The following is a 16,964-nucleotide window of genomic DNA, read 5'->3' on the forward strand; positions in this document are numbered from 1 at the left end:
TTCATGTAAGATATAGATTAAGGTATTGAAAGGGTGCATTTAAATGGAAAAATCAATGAAAATGATGCAACAAGAAGTAGATGACTATATTTCTCAATTTAAAGCAGGGTACTTTTCGCCACTTGCCAACCTAGCACGACTCACAGAAGAAGTAGGCGAACTTGCTCGAGAAATCAATCACTTTCATGGTGAAAAACAAAAGAAGTCAACAGAAGCAGCCAATACGATTGAAGCTGAGCTCGGTGATAACCTATTCGTGTTATTATGCTTAGCCAATTCTTTAAATATAGATATGACAGACAGTTTTAACCAAACAATGGAAAAGTTCAATCAGCGAGATAAAAATCGTTTTGAACGAAAATAAGCAATAAGGAGTGAGCCATTGTGAAAATCGGAATTACTTGTTACCCTTCAGTAGGTGGTTCTGGAATTATCGCAACTGAATTAGGTATTTTAATGGCTGAACGTGGTCATGAAGTTCACTTCATTACATCCAACATGCCTTTTCGCTTAAATAAACCGGTACCTAATATTACGTTTCATCAAGTAGATATTAACCAATATGCTGTATTCCAATATCCGCCATATGATATTTCTTTAAGTACAAAAATCGCAAATGTAATTAATGAATATGATTTGGATATTTTACATATGCACTACGCCATTCCACATGCCATCTGTGGTATTTTGGCGCGTCAAATGTCAGGAAAAGATATTAAAATTATGACGACGTTACACGGCACAGATATTACAGTCTTAGGCTATGATCATGCATTACGTAACGCGATTAAATTTGGAATTGAGAAAAGTGATATCGTCACAAGTGTAAGCCAGTCTCTAAAAGAAGAAACGTATGATATCATTCAACCTAATAAAGAAATTATACCGATTTATAATTTTGTAAAAGAACAAGATTTTCCTATTGGGCGCCAACAAGATTTAAGAGCGAGTTATGGTATAGATAAGGATGAAAAAGTAATCATTCACGTCTCTAATTTTAGAAAAGTGAAACGTATAGATACGATTATTGACACATTTGCACGTATTCGACAAAATATGAAAGCTAAATTGTTATTGATTGGCGATGGTCCGGAATTGTTAGATATGCGTCAACATGTTAAATCGCTTCACTTAACTGAAGATGTGCTTTTCTTAGGTAAACAGGACTGCATGAGTAATTTCTATCAAGTTTCAGATCTTGTTTTACTAATGAGTGAAAAAGAAAGTTTTGGTCTAACATTATTAGAAGCGATGAATTCCGGCGTTCTCCCTATTGGCACACGTACAGGAGGCATACAAGAAGTCATTAAGCATGAAGTAACAGGCTTTTTAGTAGATATCGGAGACTGTGATGCTGCAGCCAATTATGCTATTGAAATTCTCCAAGACGAAACCAAATATAAACAAATGCAGTCAGTCATGTTAGAAGATATTCATGCGAGATTCCATTCCAAAAAAATTGCAGATCAATATGAATATTACTATGAAAAAATGTTAGGAGAATCAACGACAAATGTCTAAATCAGCTTTTTATGACGCCATACCGATTATGGAGCATATTCAAAAGCACGGTTATACCGCTTACTTTGTAGGTGGGGCAGTACGTGATTTTTATCTTGCACGTGTGATAAATGATGTTGATATCGCAACCAGTGCTATGCCTAATGAAATTGAACAGTTGTTTGACCATACCATTCCTGTAGGAAAAGCACATGGCACGATTAATGTCGTTTGGAAGGGATGTAACTATGAAGTCACTACGTTCCGCACAGAAGATAACTATGAAGATCATCGCCGCCCAAGTCATGTACATTTTGTAAGGTCATTATATGAAGATGTCGCACGTCGTGACTTTACGATTAATGCAATGGCAATGGATACAAAATTTGAGTTATACGATTATTTTAATGGTTTAGAAGATTTAAAAGCGCGTTGTATACGCACAGTAGGAAATCCCGTAGCACGCTTTTCTGAAGACGCCCTTCGAATAATACGAGGCTTACGTTTTCAATCTCAATTAGACTTTGATATTGAAACAAAGACATACGAGGCGATGAAGTCGTGTGCGAAAGATATTAAGTATTTATCTGTGGAACGTATTATGACTGAATTTGAAAAATTGTTAAAAGGAAAAGGGATTGCAAAAGCTTTTAAGGTCTTGTTGCATCTCGATTTAATGGCACATATTCCTTACTTTAAAATGTTTAACTGGCAAAATGTGGAAATTAATACATCCATAACTTTAGCGCAGTTTTTAGCCTTTATTCACCTAATTGAAGGAAAAAAAGAAGGCCTTAACTCTTTAAAATTAAGTAATCAAACTTTAAAAGAAGCTGAAAAATTGTATCAAGCCGTTCAATCTTTACAAAGTATAACTTCCAAGTCATCTTTAACGATTTGGATATATGACTATGGTATAGAATGTGCTCAAACCATTTTAAATTTAAAAACACTTTTAGAATCGCATTCTATCCAATTACCTTCACCATTGGTCTTTAATTTCAATACTATTAAAACAATTTCAGAACATTTACCTATATACTCTAGAAAAGATATGGATATCAATGGGAAAGTTTTAATAGATGAACTCCACCTTGGTCGTGGTCCGTGGCTCAAACACACGCTACGTGAAATTGAATGCGCTATCGTCACAAAAAAAGTACGTAATATACAAGCTGAAATTATAGAGTGGGTGAAATATAATGTCGAAATATAGAGAGCCAATATTAAAATTAATTACAGATGCGCGGCCAAACTATATTTCTGGCCAAGCCATTGCAGAAGAACTTAACATTTCACGAATGACTGTGAAAAAGGTGATTGACCAACTTAAATCTGAAGATATTTCTATCGATTCTGTACATAATAAAGGACACCGACTCAATCATTTCCCTCAAAAATGGCATGCAAGTGTAATCCGTTCCGTATTACAACATCAATCTTTATTTCAAACCGTTTATGCTTTTGACAGTGTAGGATCCACACAACTAGAAGCAAAGCATCGTTTAATCGAACATGACGAATCTATGTTAATTATTAGTGATGAGCAAATTGAAGGGCGTGGCCGTTTCAAAAGGCCTTGGCATTCTTCAAAAGGAAAGGGGTTATGGATGTCTCTTGTATTACGACCTTCGATTTCTTATTCCATGCTTACAACTTTTAATTTATTCATATCTCTAGCGATTCGTGATGCCATCCAAGAATATGTGGATGAAGCAGTAAAAATCAAATGGCCTAATGATATTTACGTAGGCGAAAAGAAAATTTGTGGTTTTTTAACAGAAATGGTAGCCAATGCAGATGGCATTGAAGCAGTCATTTGTGGTATAGGCATTAATATTAACCAAGACGAAACAGATTGGGATCAACAAACACGGAAAATTGCTACAAGTATTAAAATCCAACGCAGTGAAGCTATTACCCGTTACTTTTTTTTAGAAACGTTAATCTCACATATACAAATGCGTTATACGCAATTTTTAAGCCAACCATTTACCTCAATAAAACAAGAATATATTGCAGCATCTAACATATGGAATCGCAAATTACGTTTTACTGAAGGAGAACAGCAATTTTATGGTAAAGTGATTGAAATAGATGATTTAGGTTTCTTACATGTAGTTGATGAATCTGGTTCTATTCATCGTTTAATGAGCGCAGATATCGAATTATAATAAGAAAGGAGGTAGGGCATGTCAGAAACACGTTATGCGATTGTCGATCTAGAAACAACAGGAAATCAAGTCGGTTATGACGAAATGATTCAAATAGGTATTTCTTTTGTTCAAAATAATCAAATTGTAGACCAATATCATTCTATGATTAAAACTGATCTTGAAATCCCAACTTTTATTCAAGCTTTAACGTCCATCGAAAAAGATATGCTTACACAAGCACCGTATTTTAAAGATGTGGCACGAGAGATTTATCTCAAACTACAAGACTGTGTTTTCGTAGCACATAATGTTAATTTTGATTTGAATTTTCTTCAACACGCTTTTAAACGGTGTCATATCGACTATCATCCTAAGCAAATTATCGATACGTTAGAATTGTTTAAGATTGCTTTTCCAATGGAGAAAAGTTATCAGTTGAGTGAATTAGCCGATTCAAAAGGAATCTCTTTAGAAAATGCGCATCGTGCAGATGAAGATGCACGTACTACTGCACAACTTATGATTGAAGCATTTAATCAATTTGAGCAACTTCCATTAGAAACGATGAAGCAACTCTATTTTTTAAGTAAACACTTAAAGTTCCAACTCGATCATTATTTCTTTGATTTAGTGCGACAATCTAAAGCACATTCAGAAAAAACGCAGTATGCTCAATTTAACAATATCTTCTATAAACCTGTTGCAGATTTAAAGCAATCTCAGCTTCATTTTGAAGGAGATATTCAAACTTTATACCAAACCATTATTGATGCTGCAGGTTATCAATATAGAAAAACCCAACTCTATATGGCTGAAACGATTTACAACCAAATTATGCATAATGAAAAAACGTTAATCGAAGCAGATACTGGAAGTGGTAAGTCGCTTGCGTATCTTATTGCGGCCCTTATGTTTCATATTGAAACGGGCGAACACGTGATGATATCAACGAATACGAAGCTACTACAAAATCAATTATTAACACATGACATTCCTATAATTAATCGCGCGCTCAATACACAACTTCATGCCCGTATGATTAAAAGCAAACAAGATTACATTTCTCTTGGTCTTGTGGGGCAAATTTTAGAAGAAGAAACGCCCAATTATGAGGTCAACTTGTTAAAAATGCAGTTATTAATTTGGTTGCTCTCTACTGAAACAGGAGATATTCAAGAGCTCAATTTACGTGGAGGTCAAAAAATATATTTCAACCAAAAAGTTGAAACGTACATACCTGTAAAAAACGATGTTCATTATTATCATCACATTAAACAAAATGCTCGTCGTATTCAAATTGGTGTAACCAATCACGCACACTTAATGTATTCGTCACCTAACGATACGATTTACCAGTTATTTAATCACTGTATTATAGATGAAGCACATCGATTACCAGACTATGCTTTTGAAAGGGCAATCAAAGAAGTTGGTTACTCTGATATTAAATATCAACTTGGATTAATAGGTAAAACTGAAAATGAAAAGCTATTACGTCAATTAGATGCACTAGAACAACGACGCATCACTGAAAAATTAGATATTCCACCTATTGACATCTTTAATATTAAGCAAGATATTGACAAAATACATGACGAAAATGAAAAATTGTTTGATTGGCTATTCGAAGTCTCACACCAATCAAAAATATACGAAGATGAAAGTACGAAAACATTTTATGTTTACGACATGGACACATCTAAACTCAAGCAGCCTTTAAACCGCCTTATTCATCAAATTAATTATACACTTGAAAATTTCAACAATATGAAACATAAAACGGTAAAGGCGATACGTAAACATTTGCTATATATTCGCGATATGATGAAACATTTTGAAGATGCCTTACATCAACAAGAACCTTTTTATATTTCATTAAAAAATACGCATCAAAAATCTACTTTAAAAATTCATATTAAAGAAACTAAAATCAAAACGATATTGACCGAAAAAGTGCTACAAAAATTTGACTCCATTACATTTGTTTCTGGTACATTAACTTTTAATGGCGCGTTTGACACCTATAAGCGATGGTTTAATAATGAAGCATTCCATACATTTGTTATAAAAACGCCTGCGCAATCCGCACCTAAAGGTCATTTGTTTATTCCATCAGATATTGCGCGCTATGATTATCAAAATCATGATGATTATGTACAATCCATCGTTTCATACATTATTGAATACGCAGAAGTCGTACAAGGTAAGTGTCTCGTTTTATTTACAAGTTATAAAATGTTATATGAAGTGATGTCTTATTTACAAGATATGGAAACACTTGAAGATTATGTCATTTTATCACAACAACCAAGCCAAAACTTTAAAATCGTACAACAATTCAATCATTTTGAAAAAGCGATTTTACTTGGAACAACAATGTTTTTTGAAGGCTTTGACTATCAAGCAAATGGTATTAAATGTGTTATGATTACAAAATTACCATTTATGAGCCAATACCACTCTAAGCCTGTTTTATTAAAAGATGAATTCGACAATATTTTCAAAGAATATGTGTTACCCGAAGCCGTTTCACGATTCAAACAAGGTCTTGGCCGATTACTGCGAAACGAAAAAGATCAAGGTGTCGTTGTTTCATTTGACAATCGATTAGTTAATCAACATTATAAGCACTTTTTTAATGAAACACTTCAACCTTTTCAACAACATCAAGGGACACTTAAAGAATTTGACAAACTATTAATAGAATTATTACCTAAATAATCATTTTTATAATTTAGTATGTATGCCCTTACTGAGTATGTAGAAGTTATAAAGAAGTTTTGATAAAATAATAAAGAGTAAACATGTAAGAGGAGACTGGTTATGAAAACAACGATTAAAGAAGCTAAGAAGTTTATAGGTCAAGAAGTTACTATAGGAGCTTGGCTTGCCAATAAGCGTTCAAGCGGTAAGATTGCATTCTTACAATTACGTGATGGTACAGGATTTATGCAAGGTGTGGTCGTAAAAGCCGCAGTTGATGAGTCAACATTCCAACTTGCAAAATCAATCACTCAAGAAAGTTCCCTATATATTACAGGCGAAATCACTGAAGATAATCGCTCTGATTTAGGTTATGAAATGCAAGTAAAGACGATTGAAGTCATCCAAGATGCCCATGATTATCCAATTACACCTAAAAATCATGGTACAGAGTTTTTAATGGACCATCGTCATTTATGGTTACGTTCTAAGAAACAACATGCTGTTATGAAAATTCGTAACGAAATTATCCGTGCTTCATATGAATTTTTTAATATGAATGGCTTCACTAAAATCGATCCACCTATTCTTACAGCTAGTGCACCTGAAGGAACAAGTGAGCTTTTCCATACGAAATACTTTGATGAAGATGCCTTTTTAACTCAAAGTGGTCAACTTTATATGGAAGCAGCAGCAATGGCGCATGGCAAAGTATTTTCATTTGGACCTACTTTTCGTGCTGAAAAATCAAAAACACGCCGTCATTTAATTGAATTTTGGATGATTGAACCAGAAATGGCTTTTATCACACACGAAGAAAGCTTAGAAATACAAGAACAGTATGTGTCTTTTGTTGTTCAATCCGTACTTAAACATTGTAAAATTGAACTTAAAACATTAGAACGGGACACATCTAAATTAGAAAAAGTCAATGCACCATTTCCAAGAATCTCTTATGATGATGCAATAGAATTTTTACACAAAGAAGGATTTGACGACATTGAATGGGGCGATGATTTTGGAGCCCCTCATGAGACAGCTATTGCGAATCATTATGATTTACCTGTATTCATTGTCAACTATCCTACAAAAATTAAACCGTTCTATATGGAGCCGAATCCAGAAAATCCCGATACTGTCTTATGTGCAGATTTAATTGCACCTGAAGGTTATGGCGAAATTATCGGGGGCTCAGAACGTATTAATGACTTGAAATTGTTAGAACAACGTATAGATGAACATCAATTAGATCCACAAAGTTATCAATACTATCTCGATTTACGTAAATATGGTTCTGTGCCTCATAGCGGTTTTGGTCTTGGTTTAGAACGTACTGTAGCTTGGATATCCGGCGTAGAACACGTACGTGAAACAGCACCGTTCCCACGTTTATTAAATCGCTTATATCCATAGACACTTTACTAACCGTAGACCAAGTCTCATTATAATCATTAATTGAGCTTGGTCTTTTTATATCGCAATTGAAAGAGGTGACATAATGAACGCCAGAGAACTTCAAATCCGCCCTGTAGTGATACGCTACGAGTTGCTGAATCATTACCAATCACTCGGTTTAAATGAAGCAGATTTAATAATACTCATAAAAATTTTACATGCTTATGACGTCTCTAACTTACAACCTTCAATAGAAACACTCAAACAAGGCACAACGATGCAAGAAACAGAAATCACGATGATTATTCAAAAATTGATTCGCCTTGATTTGTTATCTATGAAAGTTCAAAAAAATAATGAAGGCAAATTTTCAGAGTTCATCAATTTAGATGGCTTCTTTAATCAATTTTCACAAATTTTAGCACAAGAGACACAATATCTTGAAAAAGAAGATGAAACGGCACATTTCAAACAACTCTTTACAAAAATCGAATCTGCTTTTGGTCGAGCACTATCTCCACTTGAAATCGAAACACTTTCACAATGGTTAGATGTTGACCAATATCACTATCAACTTATTGAGGTTGCTATTGATGAAGCTATCAGTCATAATAAATTAAGCCTAAAGTATATTGATAGAATATTGCTAAACTGGCAAAAAAATAATGTTACTTCAGTCGAAGACACAAAACCTATACGGGCAAAATTTAAAATACAATCACAACAAGGGCCGAAAAAAATCGAAAATTTCCCTAAGTTTGATTGGTTAAATGGGGAGTCACCAAATGGTAAGTAAGAAAAAAGCGTTAGAAATGATAGATACGATTGATGAAATGTTTCCTGATGCTGAATGTGAGCTTAAACATAACAATCCTTTCGAACTCACGATCGCAGTTTTGTTATCTGCACAGTGTACAGATAATACCGTAAACAAAGTCACTCAAGACTTATTTAAAAAATACCATACACCTGAAGATTATTTAAACGTCGAACTTTCTGAATTAGAAAATGACATACGTCGTATCGGGTTGTATCGAAATAAAGCTAAAAACATACAAAAATTGTCGCAGTCTTTAATTAATCAATTTGATGGACAAGTGCCACGCACACATCAAGAATTAGAAAGTTTAGCAGGCGTTGGGCGAAAAACGGCTAACGTAGTAATGAGTGTCGCATTTGGGGAACCTGCTTTAGCAGTGGATACACATGTAGAGCGCGTTTCTAAAAGATTAGGCATTTGTCGTTGGAAAGATAATGTAACTGAAGTCGAACGAAAATTAACTTCAATCATACCTAAAGATCGTTGGACTAAAAGCCACCACCAGCTTATCTTTTTTGGAAGATACCATTGTTTAGCGAGAAAACCTAAATGCGGGGAATGTCCTTTATTTGAAGATTGTAGAGAGGGACAAAAACGTTATAGAGCTTCTATAAAAGCAGTAAGTGGGGGAGCATCATGACTTATAAAGCACAATTTCTATCTTTGGAAAACGAATTAGATCGATTAGCTAAAACAAGGCAAGTTGGTAAAGCACCTTCTTTTAAATTATTAGACGAATATTACGCATTGTTAATCGCATATTTGAAAGAGATAAATGAAATTTCAACATTAGCTGATTTAAACCAACAACATCTTAAGATTCATCCATTTAATCTCGCAGAAAGATTATCTTATATTCAAGAGCGTAAACATCATTATATGGGCTACCAACAAATGAAAACATTAAAAAACGAATTAATCAAAATGCACGCTGCCTACCGTGTACGTTATTCAAAATAATAAATTACAACTGTAAAGTAAGGCACTTCAAACTATAATGATTTATATACAACACAAAACGCCTAGACATGATGTCTAGGCGTTTTGATTATGATTAGAAACCAAAGAAGTTACGAATAAAACCACTTACTCCTGTTGATCGGTTCTGTTGGTTAGAAGCACCGTTATGCGCTGTTGCACCATTTTGATGTGTATGTCCCTCTCTTTGACCACCACCAGCATTTGTACCACCGCTATTTTCAGTGAAATTGCTAGTTGTATTATGATCTGGAGAGTTAGCTACATGGAGACTCTTACCGCTTCCGGCAACTGAATCTGGACGATGGAAGTCATCGTTGTAACCAGGAGGGTGAATGCTCGACATAACCTCTCTGAATAATAATTGTGGCATTTTTTGCTCGCTACTACCTACAAAGGAGTTTACACCATATGGCTTAACTTTATTAAAGCCCATCCATACAGACATTGTGTATTTTGGTGAATAACCAGCAATCCAAACATCTTTCGCAGCTGAATCTGGTAGATTATACTGTTGGTAAACTTCTTGGCCATAAGTTCCTGTACCTGTTTTTGCTGCTGTATTGAATCCTGGATTATTACCATAAGCTGAACCGTAAGCTTGGAATGTACCTTTGAGAATATCAGTAATCATATAAGCTGTGTAATCTTGCATTGCTTTATGGCTCGTATGATCAAACTCAATCGTATTACCGTTTGCTTCTTCTACACGTTTAATCGCATGAGCTTTATTGTATTCTCCACCATTAGCAAAAGATGCATACGCAGATGCAAGTTGCGTAGGAGAGAATTCAGATGAAGAACCACCCAAGACATCAGAAGGGCCTATGTCCGTATTTTCATACTCTAGACCTACTTTTTTAGCAAAATCCGTTGGGGCACTACTGCCGGCTTGTTCTTTAACTTGTTGCCAAGTTTTTAGGGCAGGGATGTTAAAACTTTGACGTAGGGCATCGTACATAGCGACTGTACCGTGGCTCTTTTGATCATAGTTTCTAAATGTACCGCCACCGATATTGTAAGCCGATTCATCTTGTAGCGCATGATTTGTTGCCCATTGAAGATTTTCAATTGCTGGCGCATAAGCTAGGAACGGTTTTAATGTTGAACCAGTAGGGTGTAAATCAGTTGCTTGGTTGCGCTCTACAACATCTTCATAATTACGACCACCGGAAATCGCTGCTAAGCTACCGGTTTTACTGTCTACAATTGTCGCACCTACTTGTTGTTCATCATTTTTGTAAAAGCCACCGTTGTTCACACGCTCTTGTAGTGTGTCTTGAACATTTTTATCCATGTTCGTGTAAATCTTAATACCACTATTTAAAAGGTCAGAAAGACTTTCATTTTTGAACTCAGGATTAGCCATTAACTCTTGCTTAACAAAGTTAACGTACGAATCATATTGCTTCGTACTATCATCAGGCTTCACTTCTCGCTCTTTCGCTGTACGTTGTACTAAGTTTTCAGTAATAGGTGTATTTTGAGCTTCTTCTTTTTGCTTCTCAGTAATGCGGTTATGATAAGCCATTAAATATAACACCGTATCTTTACGTTGCTCGGCTTGTTCAGGATGATCGTAAATATTATACGTATTCGGTACCTGAGGTAAACCAGCAAGGTACGCAGATTCTGCTAAGTTTAAATCTTTAACATCTTTATTAAAATAATACTTAGCGGCTGCTTTAATACCGTACACCCCGTCAGAGTAATAAATTTTGTTTAAGTACATCTGGAAGATTTCATTTTTAGAATACTCTTGCTCTAAACGGTAAGAGAGGTAGGCCTCTTGCGCTTTACGTTCGATTGATTTTTGGTCAGTAAGGAAAGTACGTTTTACCACTTGTTGTGTTAACGTAGAAGCCCCTTGGGAACCAAATCCACCAGAGAAGTTTTTCAATACTGCGCCAAAAAGACGTTTGTAGTCAAGTGCACCATGATCGTAAAATCGATTATCCTCAGTTGCTAAAACAGCATCTTTCATTTGCTTAGGGACATCTTTTAAATCCACGTGCTCACGTCTTGCACCATTATCAAGCTTTTTCACTAATTGGCCATCTTTATCGTATATTTTGGCTGGCGCTGGATCTTGCAGTTTAGCTTCATTGAATGCCGGCGCTTTCCAAGCATAATAAGCAAAAAGCAAAACAGAGAGCAAGCCTAATATTACAAAGGCTAAAGCTATAAAACTTAATACTTTAATGACTGTACGCTTGATATTTCTATTCTTTTTTTGACCGGACTTCTTAGATGAACTGTTAGAAGTCCTTTTCTTTTCCGTCATACGCGGTCCTCACTTTCATCTAATATCAACTTATCAACTGCATTGAGGTAATTTAATCTTGGTTGATATTGATAAGGAATATAGTAACTATTTTCTTGAATTTCTTCAACCGAAATTGATTTTTTTCCACCTTGTTGACATCTTTCCCAAAAAGGGAGAAAGTGTTTGAATGGTAAAAGGAATACCTCATCTTGCATTTTAAAACGAATCAATAAAAAAACAATACCACCTAGTGACAACACCTGTTTCATATGCTTAACTTGATGTTCATGAATATTTTGTAATGGAAAAGAAGTTTTATTTTTTGTTTCTTTCGCTTCAAAATCAATATAAAAACCTTTATAAATACCATTGTAATCGGTTGTAGAGGGCGTTCTAAAATAAGCCTCTTTAATCACCGCCTGACTGCGTTTCGGGTAATCAACATGAACGACTTGTACAGGCGTTGGTTTCTTATGAATAACCGCCTGTTTATTTTTTATATAAAATTGATTAGAACGTTCGATGTCATTTTCTAATGACATTCCGCGCCCACCATATTCAATTTTACTACGTCTCTCTCTGTTCATGATTCCGCCTCTAGTCTGATTTGGGTTAAAAGGCTTACCATTAGGATAATTCATAATGCCACCTAAATTCTAAAAAATATAATGTTAGGAACATATACATATCTTCATCTTAAAATGTAGCTACCACAAAGATAACAAACCATTACATGCACGCATACAAGAGATAAGATACTTGGTAATTAAATTTCTGTTCCGCATTCATTTTTACAGTATTATGAGATATCATTGATTTAGTTACAATACTGTAGCCATGTGTTCCACAATAGCAATGTCAACAACAAGTTTGATGAACTCAAATTAAATGTATTCATAAACTGATATTATTGTATCATAAAAGCTATTGTTGCGTTACCCTTATTCACATCGAATTAATCAAGCGCAACATATCATTCAGAAAACATAAAGTTGTGTGAGGAGACCTTTAGAAATGATAGAACAACTTATTTTAATCAACGAGCAAATTCAAAATCGTTTTATTTTAGCTAAACGCGGCCAATCCTTCCAATTTGATACTGAAATTAAACCTTTTATAAATGATGTAGATGTTATTATTTCGAAATTTAAAACCTACCAAGCAAAAATCATTCAATTACCATATTTCAATGAACAAAAATTTCATCAGCTTATCAAACTCATTGAAGAAACCTCCATAGAATGTCATTATGCAACTACAAGCACTAAAATTTTTAATGAGAAAGAAAAAGTCATTACACATGATTTGAATTATATTAAACAAATGAGTGAATCGAAACATGTATAAGACGATGTATATTACTGGCTACAAACCTTATGAATTAAATATTTTTAACGAGACCGCTAAAGAAGTCACTTATCTAAAGAAATTTATTGCGCATAAATTAACAGGCTATATTGAAGACGGACTTGAATGGGTGTTAATTCAAGGTCATTTGGGTATTGAATTATGGGCAGCAGAATGTGTCATTGATTTAAAGTCGGTATACCCCGATTTGAAATTAGGTGTCATCACCCCCTTTGAAAATCACACAGAAAAGTGGAATGACACCAATCTGTTGCGTTATCAACATGTCATAGGTCAAGCTGATTATGTGAACGCTATTTATCAACGTCCCTATGAAGGGCCTCACCAATTTCAAGCCGGAGACCAATTCATGTTAGACCACACTGACATCACTGTATTAATTTACGATGAAGAACAAGAGGCGAGTCCTAAGTTTTTCAAACGTAAGTTAGTTGATTTTACAGAAAAAACAAACTATACTTGTGATATTGTGACGTTTGACGAAATTACAAGCTTTATCAATGATTTACAATGGTCTGAAGAAATTTGAATCAAATGAGGTGAAGGAATCATGTCAGATGTTTCTTTAAAGCTATCTGCCAAAGATATTTATGAGAAAGATTTTGAAAAAACGATGGTACGTGGCTATCGTCCAGAAGAAGTTGATGCTTTTTTAGACGATATTATCGCTGACTATCAAAAAATGGCTGACCTTAATAGCGAGGTTATCAAATTATCAGAACAGAATCACAAATTAAAAAAAGAAATTGAAGATTTACGCATTCGTGTCGCATCAGGTCGCTCACACGACAATAAAAGTTTTGCTAACCAAAGCGCAACTCAAAATAGTAATGTCGACATTCTTAAGCGTATTTCTAACCTCGAAAAAGCAGTGTTTGGCAAATAAACATTGCTTTTACGCAACAAAGTGATATAATTTTTTAGGTGATATTTTGCGTAATCGCTATATTTTAATATAGAGGAAAGTCCATGCTCACACAATCTGAGATGATTGTAGTGTTCGTGCTTGATGAAACAATAAGTCAAGGCAATAGCAATATTGACGGCAACGACCTAACCTAAGTCTTTGGATAAGGTTACATTAGTTTGAAAGTGCCACAGTGACGTAGCTTCTGTTAGAAATAACGAAGGTGGAACGCGGTAAACCCCTCGAGTGAGCAATCCAAATTTGGTAGGAGCACTTGTCTAACGGAAATGAACGTATAGATGAGGGAAAGTAAAAATTACTTTTCAGACAGATGATTACGACCGACGTACCAGTGTAACTAGTGCACATCATGAGTACAACGGTACAGAACATGGCTTATATGAATATCGCCACTAGTCAGGGGCTGGGACAATACTTGTTCCAGCCCCAAAATTTGCTTTTTTAAACATAAAACCATAGCATCAATGTATACAACCGTAAAAGCATCCACCTGTACGATACAATTTAATTTATTTATACATAATACATAATTAGCTAACGTCTATATGCCGTTCGTTTTTATGTTTCATGGACACCATAAAGTTTGATTAAGTATTAAGCTCTAAAATTACTGAGAAATTTACACCGTTTCATTAAAAAGGAGGTTCAACATGTATCAATTATTAGCTGTTTGTCCGATGGGACTAGAGTCCATTGTGGCAAAAGAAATCCAAGACTTAGGTTACGAAACACAAATTGAGAATGGTCGAATTTATTTTGAAGGCGATGAAAGTGCGATTGCGAAAGCCAATTTATGGCTAAGAACAGCCGATCGTGTAAAATTAATTGTCGGTCAGTTTCAAGCTTTAACGTTTGATGAATTATTCGAAAAAACCAAAGCACTGCCTTGGGAAACAATTATAAGTGAAGATGGAAAGTTTCCTGTTCAAGGACGAAGTCTAAAATCAAAATTATTCAGTGTTCCTGATGTTCAAGCCATTACAAAAAAAGCAATCGTGGAACGTTTAAAAAAAGCATATCATGTCCCTGGCTGGTTAGAAGAATCTGGGGCGAATTATCCTGTAGAAGTAAATATTCTTAAAGATCAAGTTTTACTTACAATTGACACTTCTGGTTCAGGGTTAAATAAACGCGGCTATCGTTTAAAACAAGGGGAAGCGCCAATTAAAGAAACGCTTGCGGCCGCTTTAGTAAAACTTGCCAATTGGACAGGAGATACACCATTAATCGATCCGTTTTGCGGTTCTGGCACCATCGCAATTGAAGCGTGTATGATTGCTCAAAATATCGCACCAGGTTTCAATCGCTCATTTGTTTCAGAATCATGGGAAATGATGCCTAGCAACTTATATGATGAATTGCGTGCAGAAGCCGATCAAGCAGCTGACTACGATAGAGAAGTAGAAATTTATGCCTCTGATATTGATCCACAAATGATCGAAATCGCTAAGGCAAATGCCGATGAAGTCGGTATGGGAGATATTATTCGATTTAGTGTTAAAGATGTTAATACACTCACTGTTAATCAAGAAAGTCCTATAGGTATTATTGGCAATCCGCCTTATGGTGAACGTATAGGAGATCGTGCAGAAGTCGAAGAAATGTATCGCTATTTAGGTACATTGTTACATCAACATTCAAATCTGTCACTTTACATTATGACAAGTAACAAAGAATTCGAATACTTAGTCAATCGCAAAGCAACGAAACGACGCAAACTTTTTAATGGTTATATAGAAACAACCTATTATCAATATTGGGCTCCAAAGAAATAACGCATATGTTCAACTGAGTACATATGTAAAAGGAGGCTGAAAATGCAAGAATCAAATTTTAAAAAAGGCGTTGGATTTGCTTTTGTGGCATATATAATATGGGGGACTTTGCCATTATATTGGTCTCTTATTAAAGGTATTGATGCACTTGAAACATTAATGGTAAGAATTGTTTTATCTTTAGTTTTTATGCTCATACTTCTACCTCTCGTGAAACAATGGGGGTCTTTTAAAAACGATTTACATTCACTCATCGCTTCACCCAAAAAATTACTTATTATTATTGTATCAGGGTATGTGGTCACGCTGAATTGGGGAACCTTCATCTTCGCAATTGAAGCGGGATATGTCCTTCAAACAAGTTTGGGTTATTATATTAATCCTTTGGTTAGTATTTTACTCGCTATGATTTTCTTTAAAGAACGCTTCAATCGCTTAGAATGGGTCGCAATTCTCTTTGCTTTTATAGGCGTTTTATATATGACTCTAAAATTAGGAGAGTTTCCTTTCGTCTCATTAATACTTGCGTTCTCTTTCGGCATTTATGGCTTATTAAAAAAGCTCGTTCCATTGAATGCTATGAGTAGTATTACAATCGAAACTATAGTGACGGCACCTATGGCAATCATTTATTTTATTTATATGATGATGTATCATAGTTTAAGTATCGGGCTCAATATGTCGTCATTCTGGTTACTCTTTTCCGGCGTGATTACTGCCGTCCCACTTTTAGCCTTTTCAGCGGGTGCCGTTCGAATCCCGCTTTCATTGATGGGCTTCATCCAATATATAGGACCTACATTAATTTTTATTCTAGGTGTCTTTGTATTCAAAGAACCTTTTAACATGGACCAGTTTATTACTTTCTGTTTTATATGGTTTGGTATATTCGTATATATCGTTTCACAAGTCATAAAAATAATCAGACGACCGAAACCATTAAAATACCAAGAATAGTTCAATAACAAAATACTGATGTGAGCAGAGCAGAAATCGATAATATTTCATTGTTCTGCTCCATTTATATTTATCAAGATGATTGGGTTTTTAGTTAATGTCACATATAATACAATAG

At 34.9% G+C, this 16,964-nt stretch carries 16 protein-coding genes and 1 other RNA gene; 15 read left to right on the forward strand and 2 right to left on the reverse strand.

What is annotated here, in order from left to right; all coding sequences use genetic code 11:
- Nucleotides 1-43 precede the first annotated feature (43 nt).
- The 9 genes from LN051_RS06095 to LN051_RS06135 all read left to right on the forward strand — a co-directional run bounded on the left by LN051_RS06095 (nt 44) and on the right by LN051_RS06135 (nt 9,534).
- Nucleotides 44-364 (forward strand): nucleotide pyrophosphohydrolase, encoded by a 321-nt coding sequence (locus tag LN051_RS06095; RefSeq protein WP_229291657.1) that lies wholly within the window; start codon nt 44-46, stop codon nt 362-364.
- Between the two features lie 20 nt (nt 365-384).
- Nucleotides 385-1,521 (forward strand): N-acetyl-alpha-D-glucosaminyl L-malate synthase BshA, encoded by a 1,137-nt coding sequence (gene bshA / locus LN051_RS06100; RefSeq protein WP_229291658.1) that lies wholly within the window; start codon nt 385-387, stop codon nt 1,519-1,521.
- Nucleotides 1,514-2,716, forward strand: a complete 1,203-nt coding sequence (locus LN051_RS06105; protein ID WP_229291659.1) for a CCA tRNA nucleotidyltransferase — start codon at nt 1,514-1,516, stop codon at nt 2,714-2,716. Before bshA ends, LN051_RS06105 begins: the two co-directional genes overlap by 8 nt.
- Nucleotides 2,703-3,674, forward strand: a complete 972-nt coding sequence (locus tag LN051_RS06110) for a biotin--[acetyl-CoA-carboxylase] ligase (RefSeq protein WP_229291660.1) — start codon at nt 2,703-2,705, stop codon at nt 3,672-3,674. Before LN051_RS06105 ends, LN051_RS06110 begins: the two co-directional genes overlap by 14 nt.
- Nucleotides 3,675-3,692: 18 nt before the next feature.
- Nucleotides 3,693-6,377 carry a helicase C-terminal domain-containing protein gene (locus LN051_RS06115; protein WP_229291661.1) on the forward strand — a complete coding sequence of 895 codons (2,685 nt, stop codon included), beginning with the start codon at nt 3,693-3,695 and terminating at the stop codon, nt 6,375-6,377.
- A gap of 102 nt (nt 6,378-6,479) precedes the next feature.
- Nucleotides 6,480-7,772 (forward strand): asparagine--tRNA ligase, encoded by a 1,293-nt coding sequence (gene asnS / locus LN051_RS06120; RefSeq protein WP_229291662.1) that lies wholly within the window; start codon nt 6,480-6,482, stop codon nt 7,770-7,772.
- Between the two features lie 85 nt (nt 7,773-7,857).
- Nucleotides 7,858-8,550, forward strand: coding sequence for a DnaD domain-containing protein (locus tag LN051_RS06125; RefSeq protein WP_229291663.1), 693 nt, complete (start codon nt 7,858-7,860; stop codon nt 8,548-8,550).
- Nucleotides 8,540-9,214 carry an endonuclease III gene (gene nth / locus LN051_RS06130; RefSeq protein WP_229291664.1) on the forward strand — a complete coding sequence of 225 codons (675 nt, stop codon included), beginning with the start codon at nt 8,540-8,542 and terminating at the stop codon, nt 9,212-9,214. Before LN051_RS06125 ends, nth begins: the two co-directional genes overlap by 11 nt.
- On the forward strand, nt 9,211-9,534 hold the full coding sequence (locus LN051_RS06135; protein WP_229291665.1) for a YpoC family protein: 324 nt from the start codon (nt 9,211-9,213) through the stop codon (nt 9,532-9,534). The genes nth and LN051_RS06135 overlap by 4 nt, the downstream gene beginning before the upstream one ends.
- Nucleotides 9,535-9,628: 94 nt before the next feature.
- On the opposite strand, the gene LN051_RS06140 is transcribed toward LN051_RS06135, so the two are convergent.
- Nucleotides 9,629-11,836: a transglycosylase domain-containing protein gene (locus LN051_RS06140; protein ID WP_229291667.1), complete on the reverse strand. Its 2,208-nt coding sequence runs from the start codon at nt 11,834-11,836 to the stop codon at nt 9,629-9,631.
- Nucleotides 11,833-12,459 carry a Holliday junction resolvase RecU gene (gene recU / locus LN051_RS06145; protein ID WP_229291668.1) on the reverse strand — a complete coding sequence of 209 codons (627 nt, stop codon included), beginning with the start codon at nt 12,457-12,459 and terminating at the stop codon, nt 11,833-11,835. The genes LN051_RS06140 and recU overlap by 4 nt, the downstream gene beginning before the upstream one ends.
- 373 nt (nt 12,460-12,832) lie before the next feature.
- Here recU and LN051_RS06150 point away from each other — a divergent pair, with 373 nt between their 5' ends.
- From LN051_RS06150 to rarD, 6 genes are all read left to right on the forward strand, one after another.
- Entirely contained in the window at nt 12,833-13,165 is a 333-nt protein-coding gene (locus tag LN051_RS06150) for a DUF1798 family protein (protein WP_229291669.1), read from the forward strand.
- Nucleotides 13,158-13,715, forward strand: a complete 558-nt coding sequence (locus LN051_RS06155) for an SLOG family protein (RefSeq protein ID WP_229291670.1) — start codon at nt 13,158-13,160, stop codon at nt 13,713-13,715. Before LN051_RS06150 ends, LN051_RS06155 begins: the two co-directional genes overlap by 8 nt.
- Nucleotides 13,716-13,736: 21 nt before the next feature.
- Nucleotides 13,737-14,072, forward strand: coding sequence for a cell division regulator GpsB (gene gpsB, locus LN051_RS06160; protein WP_229291671.1), 336 nt, complete (start codon nt 13,737-13,739; stop codon nt 14,070-14,072).
- A 42-nt stretch (nt 14,073-14,114) separates the two neighbouring features.
- An RNA gene (gene rnpB, locus LN051_RS06165) (RNase P RNA component class B) lies at nt 14,115-14,497 on the forward strand.
- 267 nt (nt 14,498-14,764) lie between these two features.
- Nucleotides 14,765-15,889, forward strand: a complete 1,125-nt coding sequence (locus tag LN051_RS06170; RefSeq protein WP_229291672.1) for a THUMP domain-containing class I SAM-dependent RNA methyltransferase — start codon at nt 14,765-14,767, stop codon at nt 15,887-15,889.
- Nucleotides 15,890-15,931: 42 nt separating this feature from the next.
- Entirely contained in the window at nt 15,932-16,846 is a 915-nt protein-coding gene (rarD, locus tag LN051_RS06175; RefSeq protein WP_229291673.1) for an EamA family transporter RarD, read from the forward strand.
- Nucleotides 16,847-16,964 lie beyond the last annotated feature (118 nt).

The organism is Staphylococcus ratti, from assembly GCF_020883535.1.
Taxonomy (GTDB): Bacteria; Bacillota; Bacilli; order Staphylococcales; family Staphylococcaceae; genus Staphylococcus; species Staphylococcus ratti.